The 23050-nt window shown below is 66.8% G+C and carries 21 protein-coding genes; 19 read left to right on the forward strand and 2 right to left on the reverse strand.

Annotation, left to right across the window (positions count from 1 at the left end):
* From ACVOLJ_RS01155 to ACVOLJ_RS01170, 4 genes are read left to right on the forward strand one after another with little or no spacing between them, the layout of a single operon-like run.
* Window positions 1–543 (forward strand): DUF2878 domain-containing protein, encoded by a 543-nt coding sequence (locus ACVOLJ_RS01155; RefSeq protein ID WP_475278873.1) that lies wholly within the window; start codon window positions 1–3, stop codon window positions 541–543.
* The gene (locus ACVOLJ_RS01160; RefSeq protein WP_481563231.1) at window positions 543–1328 is read left to right on the forward strand and encodes a DUF1295 domain-containing protein; all 786 of its coding nucleotides are present in this window, start codon (window positions 543–545) and stop codon (window positions 1326–1328) included. The genes ACVOLJ_RS01155 and ACVOLJ_RS01160 overlap by 1 nt, the downstream gene beginning before the upstream one ends.
* Entirely contained in the window at window positions 1325–2398 is a 1074-nt protein-coding gene (locus ACVOLJ_RS01165; RefSeq protein ID WP_481563232.1) for a cyclopropane-fatty-acyl-phospholipid synthase family protein, read from the forward strand. Before ACVOLJ_RS01160 ends, ACVOLJ_RS01165 begins: the two co-directional genes overlap by 4 nt.
* Window positions 2399–2412: 14 nt before the next feature.
* Window positions 2413–2946 carry a lipocalin family protein gene (locus ACVOLJ_RS01170; RefSeq protein ID WP_481563233.1) on the forward strand — a complete coding sequence of 178 codons (534 nt, stop codon included), beginning with the start codon at window positions 2413–2415 and terminating at the stop codon, window positions 2944–2946.
* 46 nt (window positions 2947–2992) lie between these two features.
* Here the strand turns inward: ACVOLJ_RS01170 and ACVOLJ_RS01175 are convergent, their stop codons facing one another.
* A complete protein-coding gene (locus ACVOLJ_RS01175) occupies window positions 2993–3925 on the reverse strand; it encodes a hypothetical protein (RefSeq protein ID WP_481563234.1) in 933 nt (310 codons plus the stop codon).
* A 186-nt stretch (window positions 3926–4111) separates the two neighbouring features.
* On the opposite strand from ACVOLJ_RS01175, the gene ACVOLJ_RS01180 reads away from it, so the two are divergent.
* The 9 genes from ACVOLJ_RS01180 (at window position 4112) to ACVOLJ_RS01220 (ending at window position 14555) form a co-directional block, all read left to right on the forward strand.
* Complete coding sequence (locus tag ACVOLJ_RS01180) at window positions 4112–5251, forward strand: SPFH domain-containing protein (protein WP_475278878.1); 1140 nt, start codon at window positions 4112–4114, stop codon at window positions 5249–5251.
* Between the two features lie 24 nt (window positions 5252–5275).
* The gene (locus tag ACVOLJ_RS01185; RefSeq protein WP_481563235.1) at window positions 5276–6628 is read left to right on the forward strand and encodes a TFIIB-type zinc ribbon-containing protein; all 1353 of its coding nucleotides are present in this window, start codon (window positions 5276–5278) and stop codon (window positions 6626–6628) included.
* On the forward strand, window positions 6625–6885 hold the full coding sequence (locus ACVOLJ_RS01190) for a hypothetical protein (RefSeq protein ID WP_191078008.1): 261 nt from the start codon (window positions 6625–6627) through the stop codon (window positions 6883–6885). Before ACVOLJ_RS01185 ends, ACVOLJ_RS01190 begins: the two co-directional genes overlap by 4 nt.
* Window positions 6886–7105: 220 nt before the next feature.
* Window positions 7106–8770: a tyrosinase family protein gene (locus ACVOLJ_RS01195; protein WP_481563236.1), complete on the forward strand. Its 1665-nt coding sequence runs from the start codon at window positions 7106–7108 to the stop codon at window positions 8768–8770.
* A 174-nt stretch (window positions 8771–8944) separates the two neighbouring features.
* A complete protein-coding gene (locus ACVOLJ_RS01200) occupies window positions 8945–9604 on the forward strand; it encodes an AprI/Inh family metalloprotease inhibitor (RefSeq protein ID WP_481563237.1) in 660 nt (219 codons plus the stop codon).
* A gap of 129 nt (window positions 9605–9733) precedes the next feature.
* Window positions 9734–10960, forward strand: coding sequence for a hypothetical protein (locus tag ACVOLJ_RS01205; protein ID WP_481563238.1), 1227 nt, complete (start codon window positions 9734–9736; stop codon window positions 10958–10960).
* Window positions 10961–11056: 96 nt separating this feature from the next.
* Complete coding sequence (locus ACVOLJ_RS01210) at window positions 11057–12004, forward strand: cation diffusion facilitator family transporter (protein ID WP_475278883.1); 948 nt, start codon at window positions 11057–11059, stop codon at window positions 12002–12004.
* A 47-nt stretch (window positions 12005–12051) separates the two neighbouring features.
* The gene (locus tag ACVOLJ_RS01215) at window positions 12052–12711 is read left to right on the forward strand and encodes a DNA-3-methyladenine glycosylase (protein WP_475278884.1); all 660 of its coding nucleotides are present in this window, start codon (window positions 12052–12054) and stop codon (window positions 12709–12711) included.
* 116 nt (window positions 12712–12827) lie between these two features.
* Entirely contained in the window at window positions 12828–14555 is a 1728-nt protein-coding gene (locus ACVOLJ_RS01220; protein ID WP_481563239.1) for a sensor domain-containing diguanylate cyclase, read from the forward strand.
* Here ACVOLJ_RS01220 and ACVOLJ_RS01225 read toward each other — a convergent pair.
* Window positions 14552–15673 (reverse strand): DNA glycosylase AlkZ-like family protein, encoded by a 1122-nt coding sequence (locus ACVOLJ_RS01225; RefSeq protein ID WP_481563240.1) that lies wholly within the window; start codon window positions 15671–15673, stop codon window positions 14552–14554. The two genes, ACVOLJ_RS01220 and ACVOLJ_RS01225, sit on opposite strands and share 4 nt — an antisense overlap.
* A 115-nt stretch (window positions 15674–15788) precedes the next feature.
* Here ACVOLJ_RS01225 and ACVOLJ_RS01230 point away from each other — a divergent pair, with 115 nt between their 5' ends.
* The 6 genes from ACVOLJ_RS01230 to ACVOLJ_RS01255 are packed head-to-tail and all read left to right on the forward strand — an operon-like array spanning window position 15789 to window position 23043.
* Entirely contained in the window at window positions 15789–17369 is a 1581-nt protein-coding gene (locus ACVOLJ_RS01230; RefSeq protein ID WP_481563241.1) for an AAA family ATPase, read from the forward strand.
* 2 nt (window positions 17370–17371) lie between these two features.
* Window positions 17372–18352, forward strand: a complete 981-nt coding sequence (locus ACVOLJ_RS01235) for a hypothetical protein (RefSeq protein ID WP_481563242.1) — start codon at window positions 17372–17374, stop codon at window positions 18350–18352.
* Entirely contained in the window at window positions 18349–20148 is a 1800-nt protein-coding gene (locus ACVOLJ_RS01240) for a hypothetical protein (protein WP_481563243.1), read from the forward strand. The genes ACVOLJ_RS01235 and ACVOLJ_RS01240 overlap by 4 nt, the downstream gene beginning before the upstream one ends.
* Window positions 20145–21107 (forward strand): radical SAM protein, encoded by a 963-nt coding sequence (locus ACVOLJ_RS01245; RefSeq protein WP_481563244.1) that lies wholly within the window; start codon window positions 20145–20147, stop codon window positions 21105–21107. The genes ACVOLJ_RS01240 and ACVOLJ_RS01245 overlap by 4 nt, the downstream gene beginning before the upstream one ends.
* A gap of 2 nt (window positions 21108–21109) precedes the next feature.
* The gene (locus ACVOLJ_RS01250; RefSeq protein ID WP_481563245.1) at window positions 21110–21691 is read left to right on the forward strand and encodes a hypothetical protein; all 582 of its coding nucleotides are present in this window, start codon (window positions 21110–21112) and stop codon (window positions 21689–21691) included.
* Window positions 21688–23043, forward strand: coding sequence for an AMP-binding protein (locus tag ACVOLJ_RS01255; RefSeq protein ID WP_481563246.1), 1356 nt, complete (start codon window positions 21688–21690; stop codon window positions 23041–23043). Before ACVOLJ_RS01250 ends, ACVOLJ_RS01255 begins: the two co-directional genes overlap by 4 nt.
* Window positions 23044–23050: the final 7 nt, after the last annotated feature.

Below are 23050 nucleotides of genomic sequence, written 5' to 3' on the forward strand. Positions count from 1 at the left end.
ATGCGCCGCACCTGGGTGAATGTACTTGGCAACCAGCTGGTGTGGCTGTGCGCCGTAGCCGGCGCCGGCCGCGGCTGGCAATGGCCGGCGTTGCTGTCGGCCGCCCTTTACGTCGGCAGTCAGCTGATGGCCTCACCCAACCCGCGGCTGGACCTGCGGCTGCTGCTGCTCGCCATTGCCTGTGCCTGGCTGGTGGATGGCAGCGCCGCAGTCAGTGGCGGCGTGCGCTACGCGGCCGCCCCCCTGGGGCTGGCGCCGCCGCCCTGGATCATGGCCTTGTGGGCAGCGTTTGCGATGACGCTGACCGCGTCGATGGCATTCCTGCAGCGGCACTGGCTGCTGCCGCTGGCATTGGGCCTGCTGGCACCGCTGGCCTACCTGTCCGCAGCACGCGGCTTCCAGGCCGTGCACTTCACTCCGCCCAGCTGGCAGGGCGTGGCGACACTGGCGCTGGGCTGGTGCCTGGCCTTGTCGTTGCTGCGCATCGTGGCCCTGCGGGGTGCACGCAGCAGGCGCGACACCTCGTTGATGGGAGCATCGTGATGCGCAATCTATGGTGGGTACTGCTGTACGCAGTGCTGGTGATGAGCTGGGGCTGGGCCTGGCAGCGGCGGCACCGGAACATCGGCATCGTCGATGTGCTGTGGGCCAAGGGTGTGGCCGCCGCTGCACTGCTGCTGGCCTGGCTGGGAGATGGCGGGTTGCAACCGCGCATCGCACTGGCGGTTCTGGGGGGGCTGTGGGGCAGCCGGCTGGCGCTGCACCTGTGGCACCGGGTGCGCAGCGAGCCGGAGGATGGCCGCTACCACTACCTGCGCGGGCACTGGGGTGGCCACCAGGGCAAGATCTTCGGCTTTTTCATGGCGCAGGCCGTGCTGGTGCTGCTGTTCGCGCTGCCGTTCGTGGCCGTGGCCCACAACCCCGGCACCGGCATGACCGGCTGGGTGGCCGCCGCAGTGGTGGTCTGGCTGCTCAGCGTGGGGGGTGAAGCGCTGGCCGACCGGCAACTGGCACGCTTCCGCAGCGACCCCGCCAACAAGGGCCGCACCTGCCGCCAGGGGCTGTGGCGGTATACCCGCCACCCCAACTACTTCTTCGAATGGCTGCACTGGTTCACCTACGTGCTGCTGGCCGTCGGCTCGCCGCTGTGGTGGCTGGCCTGGGCCGGGCCCGTGCTGATGTACCTGTTCCTGCGCTACCTCAGTGGCGTTCCCTTCACCGAGAAGCAGGCACTGCGCAGTCGCGGCGACGACTATCGCCAGTACCAGCGCAGCACCCCGATGTTCTTCCCCTGGCTTCCGCGCGCTTCCAAGGAGCAAGCCCCATGACTGTTGCAACACCACTGACCGCTGCCGCTGCGGAAACCGGAATGACCGGCTGGGCCGAACGCGGCTGGCTGCCGGATGCCGCCCTGCGCGCCGGCATCCGCCGCCTGTGCGCGCAGCGCCTGCACGATGAGTCTGCCGGTGGCATGCAGGCACAGTCGCAGCGCTTCCAGCAGCGACTGACCGAGCTGTCCGGCAGCGCGCTGGCCCTGCATGTGGACGCGGCCAACCGCCAGCACTACGAGGTGCCCGCCGCATTCTTCCAGGCCTGCCTGGGCCATCGCCTGAAGTACAGCAGCTGCTACTACGCCACCGGGCAGGAAACGCTGGACCAGGCCGAAGAAGCGATGCTGGAACTGTACGGCCAGCGCGCCGGCCTGGCCGACGGCCAGGACATCCTGGAACTGGGCTGCGGCTGGGGCTCGCTGACGTTGTGGATGGCCGAGCGTTTCCCGAACGCGCGCATCACCGGCGTGTCCAACTCGCACAGCCAGCGCGAGCACATCCTGGCGCAGTGCCAGGCGCGGGGCCTGAACAACGTGCAGGTGCTCACCCGTGACGTCAACCAGCTGGATCTGCCGGCCGCCGCTTACGACCGCTGCGTGTCGGTGGAAATGTTCGAGCACGTGCGCAACTACGAACGGCTGCTGGGCCGCATCGCGCATTGGCTGAAGCCGGACGGCGCGCTGTTCGTGCACATCTTCGCGCACCGCACGCTGATGTATCCCTTCGAGACCGAGGGCGATGACAACTGGATGGGCCGCCATTTCTTCACCGGCGGGCTGATGCCGGCCGCCGATACCCTGCTGCATTTCCAGCGCGACCTGGTGCTGGACCAGCGCTGGCTGCTGGATGGCACCCACTACCAGCGTACCGCCAACCACTGGCTGGCCAACCAGGATGCAGCACGCGAGCAGCTGCTGCCGCTGCTGGCACGCACCTATGGCGACGACGCCGCTGCGCGCGTCTGGTGGCAACGCTGGCGCATGTTCTGGATGGCCTGCGCCGAGCTGTTCGGCTATGACGAGGGCCAGCAATGGCTGGTGGCCCACTACCTGTTCCGCCCCCGCTGAAGGAGAACGCCGCCATGCGTATCGCTCCGTTGTTCTCGTTGCTGGCCGTGGCGCTGTTCGGCGCAGGCTGCAGCAGCCACGATACCCGGCCCATCCCGCAACCGGCCAAGGTGGATGTGCCGCGCTTCATGGGCGACTGGTACGTGATCGCCCATATTCCATCCTGGCCCGAGCGCGAGGCCTTCGATGCGGTGGAAAGCTACGCGCTGCAGGCTGACGGGCGCATCCAGACCACCTTTACCTACCGCAAGGGCAGTTTCCAGGCGCCGCAGAAATCGATGCACCCGGTGGGCCGGGTGGAAGAACACGGCAATGGTGCGACCTGGGGCATGCAGTTCATATGGCCCATCCAGGCCGAGTACCTCATCGCCTGGCTGGACGAGGGCTATACGCAGACCATCGTCGCCCGCAGCAAGCGCGACTACGTCTGGTACATGGCACGCACCCCGCAGGTGAGCGAGGCCGAGTACCAGCAGGCGGTCGAGCGCATCAAGGCGATGGGCTATGACACCGGCAAGCTGCGCCGGGTGCCGCAGTCGGTGCGGTAAGGGGGGGGGACCGCTCTGGCGTACCGACTGCGACCCACCCGGCCCATCAACGCCGCTTCGCCAGTACGCGCCTGAGGGCGCCGTACTGCTGCTTCACCAGCTTTTCGTCATAGGCATCAAGCATCGCTTCGAGCGCGGCATTGCTGGTCAGCTGGGGCAGCACGCCGAGTACGGCAAGGCCTTGGCCAGCGAACAGGAAGGCCTCACCGCGGAATTCCGCGTCCTCGGCACGGGTGTGCTCGGCCACGACCACGCAGGTGCCGATGAAGCGCTGCGACGGCGGTGGATGGGAGTCACGGGGCTCGCCTTTCCATGGCGCTGCGGGCTCGATTTCGCCCAGCATGGAATGCGCGATCAGGAGCAGCACGGTGGCAAGATGGAACAACTCGGTTTCCGCACCGAGCCCCTGCTCTGCCAGGTCAGCTGCCCATACGCGCGCCAGCCGCAGTCCCATCTGCATGGCGTGGCCATCGGCGGATATCTCCTCGGCCAGCCAGGCATTCTGGCTCCTGGTCGCGGCGCTGTCGTCGCAGCTCCCGTCCAGGATATGCCCCAGTTCGTGGCCAAACAGCATTGCCAAGCCCAGCATCTGCAGGGTGGCCGGCACTATGCCTTCCGCCAGCAGCCGCTGATCCGGGCTACTCAGCAGCTGAGGGCAGAGTTCACGCTCCAGCCATGACCGGAATGCAGGATCGTCCCGACAGGCACGAATCCGCAGCAGTGCTCCGCTGTCCACGAGCACGTAGCCCTTGCCCTTGCCGCTTTCGACCCATGCGCCAATCTGCTCGGATTCTCTCACGCCCCAGTGCACCGTCATATCGTCGAACCGTGGCGAGAACACGTGCTCACACAATTGATCGAGGATGGCTACCGATCCACCGAGCACACTGTCACGCCGCAACGCCTCCGGCGACATGACGCTGTCTCCCCCGTAGTGCTTCACCATTGCCGGGTAGCTCGAATCGAGGTCCAGGATCATCAGGTCGCGTCCATGCTGAGGTACGCCGGAGCATCGCACGGCATCCGTGCACCCGCAAAACGGGGCGCATCCCGAAAGTCTGAATGCGGGCCAGCGCTGCCGCTGGCGGGGTGTAGCCTGCCTCCTCTATAGTCAGCCGAGCACGACAGGCGCGGTGCCTGTCCGGTAAACCACAGGGAGCAGGTCATGGGTCTGGTACAAGCGGTGAAGGGTGCAGTCGGCGGTGTTCTGGCTGACCAGTGGAAGGACTTCTACACCGTGCCAACCGGGCTGCCGTCCACGGCAGCGCTGTTCGCGGCAGTGCCACAGGGCACCAACGCCGGGCGCGGCTCGAATACCAGCGGCTCCTCCAACATCATCAGCAACGGCTCGAAGATCGTCGTGCCCGAGGGCTACGGCCTGCTGCTGTTCCAGGACGGCGCCATCACCGCCTTCGTCGCCGAACCCGGTGGCTACGAGTGGCGTTCGGATGATCTGAACTCGCAGTCGATCTTCGCCGGCGACGGCCTGGTCAGCACCTTCATCAAGCAGAGCTGGGAGCGCTTCAAGTTCGGCGGCCAGCCGGGCTCGCAGCAGGCGGCCTTCTTCGTCTCGTTGAAGGAACTGCCGGACAACCGTTTCGGCACCCAGTCGGAAATTTACTGGGACGATGGCTTCCTCAATACCCAGGTCGGCGCGGTTACCCGTGGCTCGTACACGCTGAAGATCGTCGACCCGATCCTGTTCGTGAAGAATTTCGTGCCGGCCAGCTACCTGCAGCCCGGCCAGGTGTTCGACTTCACCGATCTGGACAATGCCGCCGCCAGCCAGCTCTTCAATGAAGTGGTGGGTTCACTGGCACCGGCCTTCAGCCTGTACACCAACGACCCCGGCAAGGGCAACCGCATCACCAAGCTGCAGCAGGATTCGCTGGGCTTTGCCCAGAGCCTGTCGGCAGCGGTCGAGCAGGGTTACCAGTGGAAGTCCGATCGCGGCCTGGCCATCGTCAAGACCGCCATTGTTTCGATCGAGTACGACGCCAACACCCGTGAACTGCTGAAGACCGTGCAGCGCGCCGATGCGCTTTCCGGCTCGCGCGGCAACTCCAACCTGCAGGCCAGCGTGGCCCAGGGCATCCAGTCGGCGGGCGAGAACGGCGGTGCAGCCGGCCTGGTCGGGGTGGGCATGGCGTCGGGCATGTTCGGTGTCGGCGGCATGCAGCAGCCGACCACGCCCGCCGCGGATGATCCGGTGGCCAAGCTGAAGAAGGCCAAGGAAATGCTGGACCTGGGGCTGATCACCCAGAGCGACTACGACGCGCTGAAAGCCAAGGCGCTGGGGCTGTAAGACGACGCAGGACGCGCAACCACCATGTCCGATCCCCGAAACACGCCCCCGCCGCTGCCCCAGCCCGCTTCCTCGACGCCGCCGCCCATGCCGGCGGCGTCGCTGGATGGCCCGGGTTCGCCGCGCGATGTCCCTCCCCTGCCCGGCAGTTTCCCGCTGGACACCTCGACGCTGCCCGACGCAATCCGCAACGAGGTCGAGGCACCGGACCCGGTCGCCATCGATACCTCGGCGGCCGAGCTGAAGGATGGCCTCAATCGCTGCCCCAAGTGTGGCGCCACCGATATCCGGCCCAAGCTCGGCACCGACATCCTGGTGTGCCTGTACTGCCGTCACGAATGGCATGGCGCGCGGGTCGAAGAAGAATTCGGCCTGGGTGAAGCCATCGACCAGCTGCGCGGCACGGTCATCGCCTCCGGCGCACGCGACATCGATGCCGACACCTCGGCACTGATGACCTTCAAGTGCACCGGTTGCGGCGCCGAGGTCACGGTCAACACCGAAAGCACCATGACCGCACGCTGCCACTGGTGCCGGCACGTGTTCGGCGTCAACGAACAGGTGGCCAACGGCGCGGTGCCCGATGCAGTCCTCCCGTTCCATATCCGGAAGGACGATGCGGTCGCACGCATCCGCCAGTTCGTGGACAAGCGCCGCATGTTCGCGCTGAAAGCCTTCAAGGAACAGTTCACCCCGGAAAACGTGGTGGGCGTGTACCTGCCCTACATGATCGTCGACAGCAATGTCAGCGCGGCCGTGGCCGGCAAGGGCGAGATCAAGACCCGCGAGTACACCCGTGGCAGCGAGAAGAACAAGCAGACCTACTACGACGCCGATATCTACCAGGTCGAACGCCAGGTGGACTTCACCGTCGATGACCTGCCGCTGGAGTCCTCTGCCGAACGCGGCAATCTGGACACCCGTGCCAACACCAACAACATCATCAACACCATCCTGCCGTTCGATACCAAGAACGCAGTGAAGTGGAATGCTTCCTACCTGGCCGGCTTCACCTCGGAAAAGCGCAACCTGGACGTGGAAAAGCTGCGGCCGCGGCTGGAAGACCAGCTGCTGTCGATCGCCCGCGCGCAGGTGGAAGGCACCGTACGCCGCTACGACCGTGGCGTGCGTTGGGAACAGGAGCAGCTGGACGTGCACGGCACCCGGTGGGTGTCCATGTACCTGCCGGTGTGGCTGTATTCGTACCACCAACCCGGCAAGAACGGCGGCATGCTGCACTACATCGCGGTGAACGGCCGTACCGGTGAAACCATGGGCAGCGTACCCATCCAGCAGTGGAAGATGCTGCTGGCCGCGCTCACCGCCGGCACGATCATCGAAGCCCTCGCAATTGCCTTCCTGGTGGCCAGCACATGAGTGATGACAGTGGTCTTTGGTTGTTGGCTGCAGGCCCGGCCGGCGCAACGGCGCTGTACTGGGCCCTGTACCGTTTCTACCGCAACACCGACAAATCGCATTCGTTCGAACATGAGACCGCCGTCGAGGCGCAGCCGGTGACCGGCTCGGACCGTCGTGTGGACAGCATCAGCGGAACGCAGGAAAAGCGGATCCGCGGTGACAACGTGTACGAGTATCGAAAGCGGGTTGCGCGGGTGAAGACCGACCCCGAATAGTCGATCCGGCTCGCCGGGCACTGGTCACGAGTGTGGCCTACTGCCCAGATCCATGCGCGTTGCCATGCCTATACTGCTGCCGCCCCGTCCGGCAGCCCCCGCGCGCCCGCCGGTCAGGGCGGCGGGGCGGGATGTCCCCGTCCGACCCATGGCAGCAGCCATGGGTCCTTGCAGTGATTCGTAACCCTATGCGGTTGAACCAATCACCAGGGAGGACGCTATGCGCTACACACGACGTGATTTCCTTGCCAGCACCGCCACCGCCTCATTGGCATCGCTGCTTGCGCCCAGTGCGCTTGCCGGCAGCAGCACCCCTGCCGATGGCACGGCAACGGCAAAATTCCACCGTTACAACGTGACCAGCCGTGAAGGCCAGGACATGCTGGCCAGCTATGCGCGCGGCATCCAGGCCATGCTGGCGCTGCCGGCAGACGACCCGCGCAACTGGTTCCGCAATGCGTTCGTGCACCTGATGGACTGCCCGCACGGCAACTGGTGGTTCTACGTATGGCACCGCGGCTACGTCGGTTACTTCGAGCAGACCATCCGCGAGCTCAGCGGCGACCGCCAGTTCGCCATGCCGTACTGGGACTGGACCGAGCTCCCGAGGATTCCGTCGGCCATGTTCGATGGCCTGCTGACCCCGACCCACACCGCCTACACGCCCTATACCCGCAACCTGGCGGTGTTCACCCAGTTCATGAAGCCCGCACTGCAGCGCCACTGGAAGACACTGGATGGCGGCCAGCGCCAGCAGCTTTCGCTGCGGGGCTACAACAGCGCCGAGGACGTGTGGAACGATGTCACCGGCTACAACGCCAAGGAACAGACCGGCATTTCCGGCAATGCGGCGTATGCGGTTACCTGTGGCGCGCGCTATCTCTGGCGGGAGCATCCCGGCTTCGATGAAAAGACCGCCTCTGCGGTGTCGGCCGATACCATCCGCGCCGGATTGTCACCGCTGGAGTTCAACAATCCCGATATCAGCCGCAGCTTCACCAGCTCGCGCACCACTTCGCATGTGCTGCAACCCGATGGCGCGACCAGGTTCTCGGTGCTTGAAGGCTTCCCGCACAACAAGGTGCACAACTGCATTGGCGGGGTCGGAGCGGTTGACCCGGGCCCCTACGGCAACATGACCAACTTCCTGTCACCGCTGGATCCGATTTTCTACCTGCACCACGCCAACATGGACCGGCTGTGGGATGTGTGGACCCGCAGGCAGCAGGCCTTCGGCCGCCCGATCATGCCCACCGATGAAGCGGCGCGGAAGCAGTTCATGGACGAGCCGTTCCGCTTCTTCGTCGATGCCCAGGGCCGCTACGTCGGCACGCGCCCGGCGAGCGCGTACTTCTCCACCGCCGCCTTTGACTACGACTACGTCTATGCACGGGGTGCCAGCGCGACGCAGCAGGCTACCAGCGCAGCACCGCAGGCAACCGGGCCCGCACGGCTGCTGCGCGGCACGCGGGCTGACGGTGCCGTGCGCGTGGCCATCCCCAACGAAGCGGTGCGCGCCCACCTGGCGGCCACCGAGCCGCGCGTGCTGATTGCCGAGGTCACGCTTGAGCGTCCGCGCGGGTTGCACAACACGCGGGAGTTCGACGTGCTGGTCAACGCGCCGGCCGACGTTACCTCGGTAAGCGCGGACAGCCCGTACTACGTGGGCACGGTGTCGTTCTTCGGGCCGAGCATGGCGGCGATGGGCCATGACCATCCCACCACGTTCGCCGTGCCGTTGCCGCAGAAGCTGGCCGCGTTGCGTGCTGACGCCGCGGGCAGCGGGGGCTCGACCACGCTGGAGATCCGGCTGGTGGCGTCTTCCGGCCAGGCACCGCAGTCGTTCCCGGTGCTGGACGCTGCGATCCTGGTGGCGCCGCACTAGCATCCGCTCCGGGTGGCGTCGCACGGGGCGGCGCTGCCTTGGGTTGTGCGGCGGGCGCGGAATGGGCAGGCACCGGGACGGTTGCGCCGGGTCGTCACACCGCCCCCGCCCCACCCGCCCTATGCTCGCGCCCACGCACCCGCTGTTTCCGTTGTTCCCAACGAGGATTCGACGATGGCAACCGTGTTCCCCTGCTTCGGGCTGCTGGCACTGTGCAGCCTCGCCGTCCCTGCCCCCACCCTTGCCCAGGACGCGTCCATCGGCTTCGGCCAGCAGTCCAGCAGCACGCAGTCGTCCAGTTCCTCGCAGACTACGGAAACGATCCGTTCGACAACGGGCTCCAGCAGTGACGACGCCACCGCGAAGGACAATGGCGATTCGGCTTTCGGCAATCTGGGGTCGATGACCACGCAGTCGAACAGCAGTGGCAGCTCACATTCCGAGACACGCAGCGAGAGCAAGGGCGCCGGGATCGATATCGGCTTCCATGACAGCAGCAACGATGACTGGGGCAACGACCGCCATCGCGGCGGCAGCGCGGTGCGCGACAGCGACATGTTTGGCCACTGGACGCTCGGCCAGGAGAACGGCAACAGCTGCACCATCGAACTGAAGGACAGCCCCTGGTTCGGTGGTTATGGTGCGTGGGTGCCGGCCGGGTGCCCGGACGATTTCTTCTCGGCCAACCGCTGGTTGCTGTCGGGCAACCAGCTGCTGATCACCAATGGCGACAACAAGGTGATCGGGAGGTTCCGGCAGAGTGGTGGCGGGCGCTGGTCGGGGCGGCGCGAATCGGATGGCGCGCGGCTGTATCTGAATCCAGACGGGCGCTGAGGCCTGGTGCTGCCCTGAAGGAGCATGCTTTTGTCCACGCAGGGATATGCGTGGATCTTGATTTCGATTCAAGCGCTTCCACGAACGGTCGATACCAGCAGGTGGATCCCGATTCATGGACGATGCGCGATGCCGTTGCAGCAGACCCAACCCGACACCCTCCCGCCTCCTTCCGGCTCACCGTGGCCGGCGGTGTCCAACGTCCTGACCAACCTCTACGCCCACAAGGCGTTGTTCGCGCTGGCCGGCACCCTTGCGATGGTGGTCTTCTTCTGGCGGATCCGCTATCTGCCCAGCCTTACCGTGACCGATATCGGTCTGGTGGCGGCGGCCATCGTCTTCTTTTCGGTCGTGATGGTCATCGTGGTCATCCTTACGCTGCTGCTGCCAGCCGCCGTGCTGATCGAGTGGCAGAGGTCGGGGTTCATCACCGATAGAAGCAGTGTCCGCGTATCTGAGACGCAATGGCTGGCGTCCGCTCCGCTCAGCATGGGTATGGTCATGCTGGGAGCAGCTCTGGCAACAGGCTGGATGTATGTCTGGCTGTTCAGTGAGCTCGGCGACGCCGCCCCCGTCGTGTTCGCGGCCGCCATCCTGATCGGCGCTGCCGGCACATTCGCGCCGATGGGTTTGAAATTCAAGCCCATTGATGAGCCCGTCGGCAACGTCCCGCGGAGAAAGAAGTTCAGGTGGGCACTGACGCTGACTGCGCTTTCCGCTTGCCTCTACCTGTTCACCCTTCCCCTGATCGCAGTCGTGGTCTTCGGCACCCACGCCGCAGCCGCCACGATGAGCGGCTGGGAGGTGCTCCTGGTCTCGCTCGGGCTGCCGCTCCTTCACTTGTTCATCCTGAGCATCAGGACACTACCGCTCTGGCCCCGGGTGGCCGCACTCGCCTTGGTAGTCGCCCAGATCCTGCTCTTTGCCGGCACCCTCTTCGAGTCACTCGACCGCGCTGCCAGCACGTTCCAGCTGGGCATGCTGCCGCACCAGAGCGTGGTGGTCTCGAGCGAGGGCTGCAGGATGGTCCGGGCATCCGGGGTGTCGGCCAACTGCCGCAGAATCGATGGCCCCGGCAAGGACATGTACGAGATCCGCGATGTCTTCCTGCTCAATCGCCTTGGCAGCCACACCGTCATCGCAGAGCCCGGCTGGACGCCGAAGACGCGAACCCGGTCGATTCCCCTGCCCAGCAGCGAAGTGTTCACCTGGTACGTCACTCCCGAAACTCCAGCGCCCGCCCCGCCGCCTGCGGCACCTCCCGCGCCGGCCTCCGTCACGCCGCCACCACCGATGAAGGCGACCTCCGGTACGGTGCGCAAGCCAAAGCCACGGCAACGGGCTCCTGCCTGCTGACCCAGGCGGGGCAGCGATATGGATGGCGTTCGCCCTGCACACGCCGCGGACAAGGCGGACGCGATCATCAGTCATCCGTGCTGCCTTCTCTCTGCCATGTCCTCGCCCACCGGCTCCCGTCTCGTCATCTACGCCGCCCTGGCCGGCAATCTCGCCATCGCCGTCGCCAAGTTCATCGCGGCCGCCGTGTCCGGCAGCTCGGCGATGCTCAGCGAGGGCGTGCACTCGCTGGTCGATACACTCAACGAAGTGCTGTTGCTGCATGGCCTGCGGCGTGCCGAGAAAGCGCCCGATACCCTGCATCCGTTCGGCTACGGCCGCGAACTGTACTTCTGGAGTTTCATCGTCGCCCTGCTGGTGTTCGCTGCCGGTGCCGGCGTGTCGGCCTACGAGGGCATCCAGCACATCCGCAATCCGCAGCCGGCCACCCATCATGCGGTCAGCTACACCGTGCTGGGCATCTCGATCCTGTTCGAGGGCGCCTCGTGGTGGGTCGCGTTGCGGGAGTTCCGGCGCAGCAAGGGCGCAATGGGGTACTTCGAAGCGTTCCGCCGCAGCAAGGATCCGACCACCTTCACCGTGCTGCTTGAAGACAGCGCCGCGCTGCTCGGTCTGGGCTTTGCGCTGCTGGGCCTGCTGGCTGCGCAGTGGCTGCAGATGCCGGTACTGGATGGGGTGGCCTCACTGTGCATCGCCGGCGTGCTGGCGCTGACCGCCTTCCTGCTGGCACGCGAAACCAAGGGGCTGCTGATCGGTGAGCCGGCGCACCCTGCCGTGGCGCAACGGATCATGGCGGTGGCCGGGGCCGATCCTGACCTGCGACGCGCCAACGGGGTGACCACCCTGCAAATGGGCCCGGCGCAGGTTGTGGCCATGCTCAGTGCCGAATTCGAGGACGACCGCACCACGCCACAGATCGAAGCCTGCATCACCCGCATCGAGAAAGCGGTGAAGGGCGAGTTTCCGGAACTGGTCGCGTTGTTCATCAAGCCGCAGACACCGGAGGTGTTCGCTGCACGACGGGCCGCCCTCGGTGCGGACTGACACGATGCTGGCGGCGGCTTCACCGCAGGCAGGCGACACTGGCGGCAATGCGCAGGCAAACCGACCACCCGCCGCTGTTTGACGCCCTGCGCGACGGCGCGCCACTGCCACGGGCGTTCTACCAGCGCCCTTCGACCGTGGTCGCACCCGAGCTCCTCAACAAGGTGCTGCTGCGCGAGGATGGCCGTGCTGCGCGCATTGTGGAAGTGGAAGCCTATGCAGGCAGCGAGGACCCGGCCGCACATTCCTGGCGTGGCAGGACCGCGCGCAACGCCAGCATGTTCGGCGAGGCCGGCCACCTCTATGTCTACTTCACCTATGGCATGCACTGGGGCAGCAACGTGGTGTGCGGCGAGGTGGATGAAGGCATTGCGGTGCTGCTGCGCGCCGCCGAACCCCTGGCCGGGTTGGATCAGATGTATCAACTGCGGCCGGCCGCTCGCCGTGACCACGACCTCGCCAGCGGCCCCGGCAAGCTGTCGCAGGCCTTCGGCCTGGACCGGCGCTTCGACGGTGCCGACCTGGTCACTGCGCAGCTGGGCATCACGATTATCGATGACGGCATGCCGCCACCGCACGACCCTGTGGTGGGGCCACGCATCGGCATCTCGCGTGCGGTGGATTTTCCCTGGCGCTGGCACGTCCGCGACAACCGTCACGTTTCGGTGCGCGCTGCCGGCAGGGGCACGAAGACGGGAAGCCCTTGAGCCGCTGGCGGTCCGCGCCGCGCATCACAACAGCATCACCGCAGAACGCGCATCGATAACAAACCGCGCTCTAGCGTGGTCGGCACCCTCCTTCCCTTTCGAGCCCTGCGCTGGTCATGGACGAAGCCTTCCGTCTCTGTGAAATCGAACGTCTCGGCGTGCTGGACACTCCACCCGAACCGGTCTTCGACGCCATCGTTGCGGCGGCGCGCACCGCCACTGGCATGCCGGTCGGACTCATTTCCATCGTTGCCGCGCACCGGCAATGGTTCAAGTCGAACATCGGCCTTGAGGGCGCAACCGAAACGCCCCGTGAAATCTCCTTCTGCACCCACGCCATCGAGCAGGATGCGCTGCTGGAGATTCCCGATGCGCGCCAGGACCCGCGCTTCCGCAGCAACCCGCTGGTAACCGACGGGCTGCGCGTGCGCCACTATGCGGGCATTCCGCTGTTCACCGCCCACGGTGCGCGCATCGGCACGCTGTGCCTGCTCGATCCGATGCCCGGAGTGCTGTCGCCATCGCAGCGGGAACTGATGGTCCATCTCGGGCGGGTCACCACGCAGGTACTGGAACAGCGCAGCGCCCTGCTGCACCAGGTCGATCAGGCGAGCGCCCTGCACGCCGAGCTCAAACGCAGCGAGGATTTCCTGCAGCGCACCAACTCGGCGGCCAAGGTGGGAGGCTGGGAGCTGGACCTGGAAACCAACGAAGTGCGCTGGACCCGCGAGACCAAGCAGATCCACGGCGTGCGTTCGACCTACCAGCCAAGCCTGGAGGGCGCGCTGTCGTTCTATCGCGAAGACAGCCGCACCATCATCAAGGCAGCGGTTCAACGCTGCGTGGATGAAGGCACCTCGTGGGAGGTGCAGCTGCCGATGACCACTGCAGACGGTCGCGGCATCTGGACCCGGGTAGTCGGTGGGCGGCAACTGGTGGACGGGCATCCGCGCCTGGTCGGCGCCATCCAGGACGTGACCGAGGAGCGCGCGGTACTGGATGCACTGGAAGCCAGCGAGGTCCGCTACCGGCGCCTGTTCCACTACAGCCTGGGGCTGATCTGCACGCACACGCTGGATGGAACGGTCACTTCGGTGAACCCGGCAGCGGTGCAATCGCTGGGCTACACCGAAAGCCAGATGGTCGGTCGCAGCCTGTGCGACCTGATGCCACCGGACAAGCGCAACGCCTTCAACGCCTACCTCAAGCGCATTGAAGCCAACCATACCGACACAGGGGTGATCGAGCTGCTGGCTGTCGATGGCAGCCGTCGCTACTGGGCCTACAACAACGTGCTGGACAGCGAGGCGCAGCCGCCGTTCGTGCTCGGCCATGCCCAGGATGTGACTGCACTGCGCCAGCAGGAAGAGCGCCTGCGCGAGCTGTCACTGAAGGATCCGCTGACGCAGTGCCACAATCGGCGCTACCTGCACCGGCTGGACGAACTGGCGACCGATTCCTGGGCCTGCCTGGTATTCGATCTTGACCACTTCAAGCAGGTCAACGATACCCAGGGCCATCGCCGCGGCGACGCGATCCTGGTTGAATTCGCTGCGTTCCTGCGCTCGCCGCTGGGCCCGCAGGAGACGGTGGTACGCCTGGGCGGCGATGAATTCCTGGTGGTACTGGTCGCTCCGGTGCCAGGGCGATTGAGTGCGCTTGAAACCTGGTACACCGGCAACGCCGGGCTTTCGCCAACCGCATTCTCGCTGGGGGCGGCAATCAACACGCCCGGTGAACCAGTGGCCGAAACCATCCACAAGGCCGACAGCCGCCTGTACCGCGCTCGCGAGCGTGTGCGGCGCGAAGTACGTCCGCGCGACGAGCATCAGTCTGCCGACTAGGCCGATGTCCGTGCGTCTGCGGTACCCGCCAGGAACAACGTCATGCGCTGCAGTTCGTCATCCAGCGCGGTGCGGAACAGCGCCTCGCCGGGTGCCTTGCCATCGACATAGCCGAAGCTGGGCTGCAACTGCCCTTCGCTCGTGCTCACGTTGCCCCAGCCGATCACCTGGTCACGCCACAGCAACGGCAGCGCGTAGTAGCCGAAGCGGCGCTTGGCCGCCGGGGTATAGGCCTCGAATTTATAGACCCAGCCCCACAACAGCTCGAAACGGCGACGGTCCCAGGCCACCGGGTCGAACGGCGCCAGCAGTCGCACCTGTTCGTCGGGCTGGTAGCGCCGCGAGCGCGGGTTCTCGTCGGCCGGCCAGTACCAGGTGGTGCCCTCGATGGTGCAGCTGCCCAGCTGCTCGCGTGCCTGCCGCAGCGCCAGCTGGATCTCCACGCCCAGATGCGGCGCGCCATAGCCCAGCAGGCGCGCCAGGTAGGTCAGGCTGGCTGCGGGCAGCGGCGCGTACTTGCGTACCACCAGGTCGATCAGCGCCGCCGCGCGTTGCTGGCGGGCCGCCTTGCTGGCATCGGCGGGCGCATGCCCGGCAACGGCATAGATGCGCGTGCCACTGTCGCGGCGCTGGATACGCAGCATGCCGCGGTAGTGCATGCCATCCAGCAGGTGGGTGCTGGCATTGCTGGTGCCACCCCAGTAATTGGTCACCCGTCCATGATTGAACGCCTGCTCCACCTCGCGCGGGTGGACCGCGCCGCGTTCCTGCACGAACGCCAGCACGTCGGCGGCCCTGCGCCGGGTGGCGGCGTCCCACGGCCGCCGCGCCGAAACGCGCGGGTGCATCAGCGCCAGGTGCTCGCGCGGCAGGAACCCGTAGTTGACCAGGCAGTCCTCCTCGATCGGCAGCGTGCGGTAACGGCGCTCCAGATCCCCGGCGCGATAGCCCTTCACCCGGTGCCGCAGGGTCAGGTCCTGCGCACGCGCCGGTGCGCGGATGGGGTCGGCCTGCACGAAGCCCAGGCGACGGATCGCGGTGAGCAGCGTGGTCGGGGTGAACAGCGTGCGCGCCACCGCGTAGCGGCGCAGATCGTCGAGGGTGGGCGTCGCAGGCATGCGCCGATTGTAGAGCGGCCAGGCCCCGGCTGCAGGCGTGGGTCGCGCGGCGTGCGTCGCATCTGCCAGCCCGCCGCTTACAATCGCACCAGCCGGCTACCGCCAGGGGAATCGAGTGCCACCGTTCAATCTGTTCCAGCGCCTGTCGCAGGCGCCGACCAACCCGCGCGCCGATGCCGCGCCACGCACCTTCGATGTGGCCGAACTGTATGAAGGCCCGGTGCGCCTGCAGGACGATGCGGCAGATGCACCCCTGCGGCTGGACGAGAAGCTGCGCCAGGCCTACTTCTGGATCGTCAACAACGCCATCATCAGCCCGCACTACGATATCGAGTACCACGAAGGCCCATCCGCCTCGTTCGCGGTGGGCGATACCCGGCGGCCACTGACCCTGCCCTCGGCGCAAAGCTATTCCAGCTATGTGCTGCTGCCGCTGCTGACCTTTGCCACCCGGCGCAAGTGCCTGCTCGTGGGCGGGCCGGGCCGCGGCAAGACCGCCAGCGCCATCCTGATGGGCGTGCTGGCAGGCTACCCGGTACGCGAGGTCCGGCGGGCGATGCAGCACGGCCACCCGCAGATGACCATCGCCGATCTGCTTGGCAACCCCCTGCCCGCCGATCTGATCGCTGCGCAGGACATGGGCGATATCCGCATTGCGTGGCGTTCGTGGCTGGGCATGCGGGTGAAGATCATCGATGAATACAACCGCATCCCGACCCGCACCCAGAGCGCCCTGCTGACGGTGATGGGCGACAACTACGCCGAAGTGCTCAACCATGTTTACGAGTGCCCCGAATCGGCGTGGTACCTGACCGCCAACGATGATCGCGGCGGTGGTACCTACCAGGTGATCGAGGCACTGCGTGACCGCATCGACGTGGTGGTGCAGGCACTGGCGTTCAATCCACGGTTCCTGGAAGAGATGCTGCTGCGTATCGAGCAGGACATCCGCCCCGAAGAGGTGGTGCCGCGCGACATCATCTTCAGCGAGGCCGAGAGCGATCAGCTGTTGCAGGAAATCCGCGCCATCGAGGTGCCGCAGGACGTGCGCCGCCGCATCGAGTTCTTCAGCAGCCAGTTCGAGCTGATGGAAACAGCCGGTACCCAGTTCGAATACCTGACCAAGGACACCGCGCGCCTGGCCGGCGTGGACTGGGCCCAGGTGACCGCCGCCGACAGTGGCCGCGACCGCATGAAGGATCTGGGCTGCCAGACCCGCAACGGCCTGTCGGTGCGCAACCTGATGACGCTGCTGATGTTCGCCAAGGCCATGGCCTATTTCCGCGGCAGCCCGTCGGTGGCGCTGGAGGACGTGCGCCAGGTGCTGCCGTTCGTGCTGAACGACAAGCTGCAACCGGATCTGGACGCGCCGTTCTTCGCGCTGCCCGAGAACGCGCCGTACCGTACCGACCGCCTCAGCTGGCTGCGCTGGTTGCTGGATGCCTCCAATGCCGAATATGACCGCCTTGACCTGGACCGCGACGATCCGGTGGGTGAGCTTTCGGCCCAGTTCCAGCGCGGGCTGGACGGTATCACCGAAGCCGAAACCCGCAAGCGCCTGACCCGCATCGAGCGCCTGGTCGAGGAACGGGTGAAGGGACGCAAGCTGTATGGCCATCTGTACGACGACCTGCTGAAGCTGAAGTACCTGCACCAGCGCTACACCAACTACCTGCACTGGCTGCGGGCGCGCTGAGCGTGGTTTCCGCTCTTCTTGCCGGAATGCTGGGCGCCCGTCGCCCGCTGCTGAACCAGGCCGTTGCCGATGCGCGTCACCGCTGGCCGAGCCTGGACATGGCCGCCTTCAGCACGTTCGTCAGCCTGACCCTGGACCCGTTGTGCCACGCGGTGCAGCAGCATGACCCGGCGGCAACGACGGGCGCCTGCGAAGCCGCCTTCGAACTGGGCCTGGAGCTGGTGGCGCAGGGCCATGCCGGGCCCAGGGCAAGGCTTCCGTGGCTGGACCAGGCCTGGCAGTCCATCGCCCCATCCGTCGCGCCGTTGCTGGCCCGGGCGCCGCGCGAGACCCTCGGCACGATCAGCAACGCTGTAGTGCGCCTGGGCAGCATCCCCGGGGTGCGGGTCGCGCAGTGGATCGATGCGATGGCTGCCCACGCCGGCGCCTGTGCATCACTGGCCGCATTGCGTGACATGGGTGCGCTGTGTGCCTGGCAGGCCGGCATGGTGCAGCTGCGTACGCCCGCCCTCGCCTGCCTTGATGCCTTGCCGGAAGCTGCTGTGGCAGCCGTGCTGGGGCTGCAGGGTGCCGGGAACATCAGTGCGGTGCGCACGCAGCTGCAACAGGATCGGTGGTGGCACCCGCAGCGCGCCACGGTCGACCTGCGCGGCCATCGCGTCGGCGGCTTCACCGGGTTGGATGGACCGTTCCCGGCACCACCGCAGGTGCGCGCCATGGCTGAAGGTTTCGTACTTGAAAGCGCGGGCCAGTATTTCCTGCTGCTGGCCGATGCCTTCGGTGCCGTGCTGCTGCCCGCCGAGGCGAACGAGTACGCCGCTGCGGGCACCGACAGCCCGGCGGCGGCCACGGTGGCACGGCTGGGGGTGCAGTGGATGTCCCCAGCGCTGAGCAAGGACGATCTGCGCGCCGTAAGCGGTCCGGCGGGCATCGCCCTGTTCTCGCCCTGGTCGCACCATGTGCACGTGATGCCGCCGCAATGAATGCTTCGGCCACCGACCCACTGCAGCCCTGGCGCGAGGCCTGGCCGCAGGCACTGGCCACCTGGAGCCGGTTCACCCGGTTGCAGGACCCGCAGCTGTGCGATACCCGCATGCAGGCCGCCGCCGAAGGCCTGACCGGCAGCTTCGCGGCGATCCGCCTGGCTGACCAGCGCATCGTCATTGATGTGCAGGAAGTGCAGCGCCTGCGCTTGCAGCCGCACGCACTGGAAATCCTTGCACACGAGATCGGCCATCACGTGCTGGCACCGGCCACGGCCAGCGACCATGCGCGGCTGCTGGCGCGCATCCGGCACGCACTGCCGACGCTGGAAGCGCACGCACCGATGGTGGCCAACCTGTACACCGACCTGCTGATCAACGATCGCCTGCAGCGCCAGAACGGCCTGCACATGGATGCAATCTATCGGCGCCTGGCCGAACAGCCGGCACAGGCCACCTCGCCGGTCTGGCAGCTGTACATGGGCATCTACGAGGAGCTCTGGCAGCAGCCACGGGGAGAACTGGGCGGCTCGGCCGACGACAGTGCACTGCATGCCGATGCCTGGCTGGGCGCGCGCGTGGTGCGTGTCTACGCCAACGACTGGATGACCGGCGCCAGCCGTTTCGCCACGCTGCTGTTGCCGTGGCTGCTGGAATCGCAACCGGATGCACGGGTCGACGCACTGATGGACACACGGCACGCCGGCCTGGGCAGTCAACCGGCCGGTCTGGGACAACTGGAGGATGACGAGCTGGCACCGGCCACGCATCCCGCCGCGGACCCGCGCATCACCGGTGACGCGCCACCTGCCGAGGTGCCGGCCACCGCCGACGCGCACGGCGAGCTCCCCGCAGCGAACCCGGCGCAGTCCAGCGGACAGATGCGTGAGCCGTTCGAATACGGACAGATCCTGCGCGCGGCCGGGTTGGACCTGGACGATCATCAGATTGCCGTGCGCTACTACCGCGAACGTGCTCTGCCACACCTCATCCGCTATCCCTCCAGGCCGCAGCCGCAGGCGCTTGAGCCATTGCCGGAGGGCCTTGAGCCGTGGGAGCCCGGCGATGCGCTGGATGCGGTGGACTGGCTGCAGTCGGTACTGCAATCGCCGCACGTGATTCCCGGAGTGACCACGGTGCAGCGCGTGCACGGGCTCGCCCCCGGCCGTGAGCCGGCCGCTGAACCGGTCGACCTGGACCTGTACGTGGACAGTTCCGGTTCCATGCCCAACCCGCAGGCCAGGACCTCGTTCCTTACCCTTGCCGGTGCGATCATCGCGCTGTCGGCACTGCGGGTCGGCGCGCGCGTGCAGGCCACCCTGTGGAGCGGCACCCGGCAGCACCTGCACACCGAAGGCTTCGTACGCTCGGAGGACGACATCCTGAAGGTACTCACCGGCTACTTCGGTGGTGCTACCGCGTTCCCGATCCATCGCCTGCGCGACACCTATGCGGCGCGGCCACCCAACGCACGTGCCGCGCACATCCTGCACATTTCCGACGATGGCATCACCACGATGTTCGACAAGGACGAGCGCGGCAACAGCGGCTGGGATGTAGCCGCCAATGCCCTGCGCACGGCCCGTGGTGGCGGCACGATGGCACTGAACCTGTACAGCCCGCTGCCGGCAAGCATCGCCGAGGCAGGCAATGCCGGATGGACCCACGATCTTCTGCGCGCCCGCGATGCAGGATGGAACATCCACGTGGTGCGCGACATGGCCGACCTGCTGCAGTTCGCACGCGCCTTCAGCCAGCAGCACTATGCGACCAGTGCGGTGGGGGCGACCCGGTGATCGTGCTCTGGCGACTGACCACCCTGTGCAACCTGGCGTGTGGCTTCTGCGCCTACGACCGTCACCTGCCCCAGCCCCGCGTACACACTGGAGCGGCCGAGGTGGAACGCCTGGCGCTGCTGCTTGCCCGCTGGCAACAGGCGAGCGGACGCCCGGTGCTGCTGAGCTGGCTCGGTGGCGAGCCGATGCTGTGGCCTGGCCTGCTCGCGCTGTCACAGCGGCTGCGGCAGCAGCACGGGCTGCGCATCAGCATGACCAGCAACGGCACCCGTGCCTGGCAACCGGGGGCAACGGCAGCACTGGCGACGGCATTCGATGAAATCACCTTCAGCATCGATGCACTGGACGATGCCCACGACGCACTGCGCGGTTGGCCGGGCGGTTCCGTGCGGCTGCAACAGGCCATCCGCGCACTGGCTGCATTGCAGGATGGCCATCGCCCGCACCTGCGAGCCAACGTGGTGCTGATGCACCACACGCTGGCGACGTTTGAAGCGTTGTGCCTGCGCCTGGCCGACTGGGGCGTGGATGAGATCACCGTGAACCAGCTGGGCGGGCGCGACCGGCCGGCGTTCCATCGCCTGCATGCGCTTACCGCAGGCGACGTGCGGGCACTGCGCCTGCTGCTGCCGTCGCTGGTTGCCAGGTTGGCCCAGCGCGATGTCCGCCTGCATGCCGACGATGCCTATCTGGCCCGTTTCCAGGCCAGCGCATTGGGCCAGCCTCTGCCGGTAAGTGATTGCGAGGCGCGTCGGCCGACCCTTTTCATCGACGAGCACGCCCGCATCAGCGCCTGCAGTTTCACCAGTGATGCGCATTCCGTTGCCACCCGCGATGTGCGCACCCTGGCCGACGTAGATGCATTGCGTGGGCGGTTGGCAGCGGCACGCCGCAGCGCCCCGCCCGCGGTCTGCGGGGATTGCCCTTCCACCCAGGTGTTTGCCAAGTTCGGAACCTGACCATGACCACCGGCCCCTCCCTCGATGTTCTGCTGCGGCGCCTGCTGGACATGCCGCCCGACTTTCTTGAAGCGCCACATCGTGCCGGCGCCGGGCGGCTGCACGTCGCCGCCGTGGTCGGGGATGTGTTTGCCGCGCGTTCCCTGCACCTGCCGCCGTCTTTGCGCTCCACACTGTCAGGCACGCTGACCGGGGTGGGCGTGAACCAGCTATCACTTTCCGCAGTCACGGCGTGGTTGATGGCCGACACGCACTGGGATGCACAACGCATTGAACCCGGCGCATGGACCGTCCTGTTCGCAGAGGCCGTGCCGGCGCTCGCCGCAAGCGCGGCTGCCGAGCGTTTCGTGTTCGATCCCGAGCGCCGCGACGAACTGGTCCGCACCGTCATTGCACGGCTCGGGCTGCTTCCCGAGGGCGAGACTGCCGCGCAGGCGGCCGATCGCCTGGCCCGGGTCAGTGGCGTGGAACGGCAGCGCCTGCTCGAGGCGAGCCGGGCCACCGAAGAACGCGCGCGTGCCATCCGCGAGGCACTCGCCCGCAAGGCCGCCGAGGAATCGGCAGACAAGTGGACCCGCGAGTGAACCGTGAGCCCACCGACAGTGACCGCTACCCGACCCTGAGTGCTGCCGGCCAGGCGATGCTGCGCCGGATGCGCGAGCACCCGGCGGCACCGATCTTCCGCAACGCCAGTGGCAACCGCCTGCTGGCCGAGGAAGTGGACGCACTGCGCGGGTACGAGCAGGAGATCGTCCATGCCCGGTTTGACTGGTTACCCGGCCAACCACCGGCGTGGCTGCAGGGGCATGTCGCCGAGGTGTTCGCGCAGGTGCCGTACTACCGCGCGCAGGCGCTGCCAGCGACCTTCGGCGACATTGCACCGGTGCACCGCGGCGACCTGTCAGCAGATATCGCCGCATTCGTACCGGACCCGGTACCGCTGGAGCGGATGATCAATTTCCGCACCACCGGCACCACCGGCCACCCATTGGTGCTGCCCTCGCACCCGCTGGTGGCGGCGCGTTACCTGGCCCATCACAAGCGTGCCCTGCAGCGCTTCGGCATCACCCTGAGCCACGGCCGTGGGCAGATGGGGGTGATGCTGCTGGGCATGCAGCAACGTTGCTTCACCTACGTATCGGTGACACCGACGATGGACGAATCCGGGTTGGCCAAGATCAACCTGCACCCCGACGACTGGCGCCATCCGGATGACCGCGCACGCTATATCGACCAGATGCAGCCGGAGGTGATTGCCGGTGACCCGATTTCGTTCGCCGCACTGCTGGAACTGCCGGTGTCCCACCGTCCGCAGGCGCTGCTGTCGGTATCGATGGCGCTCTCTGCCGGTCTGCGCCAGGCGCTGACCGCGCGCTTCGGCTGCGCGGTGCTCGATCTGTACTCGATGAATGAGGCCGGGCCGCTGGCGGTGTACGACGGGGTTGCTGGCGGCCATGTGCTGCTGCAGCCGCGCATGTACGTGGAGATCCTGGGGCCGGATGGACACCCGGTGCCGCCGGGCCAGAGCGGTGAGATCACCCTCAGTGGCGGATTCAATTTCTGCCTGCCGCTGCTGCGCTACCGCACCGGCGACCAGGGCGCCCTGGCCATGGCCGGCGACACCCCGATGATCATCGGCCTGCAGGGGCGCCAGCCGGTCCGCTACCTCACTGCGGACGGACACTGGGTCAACAACATCGACCTGACCCATGCCCTGGCGGCATTGCCGCTGTCACGCTACGTCGTGCATCAGCACCCTGATGGCCGGGTGACCTTGTCCCTGCCCGCTGCCGAGGCGGGGTACGCAGCGGAGGCGACGCGTTGCCTGCATGCAGCGCTGGGCGGGCAACCGGTGGATGTGATCGACCTGCAGCACGACGACAAGGTGCTGCAGTACACCAGCGCTGTGGCCGGAAGTGGTTTTCCGGCACGGTGATCCGGCC

This window comes from Stenotrophomonas sp. STEN046 (genome assembly GCF_056759755.1).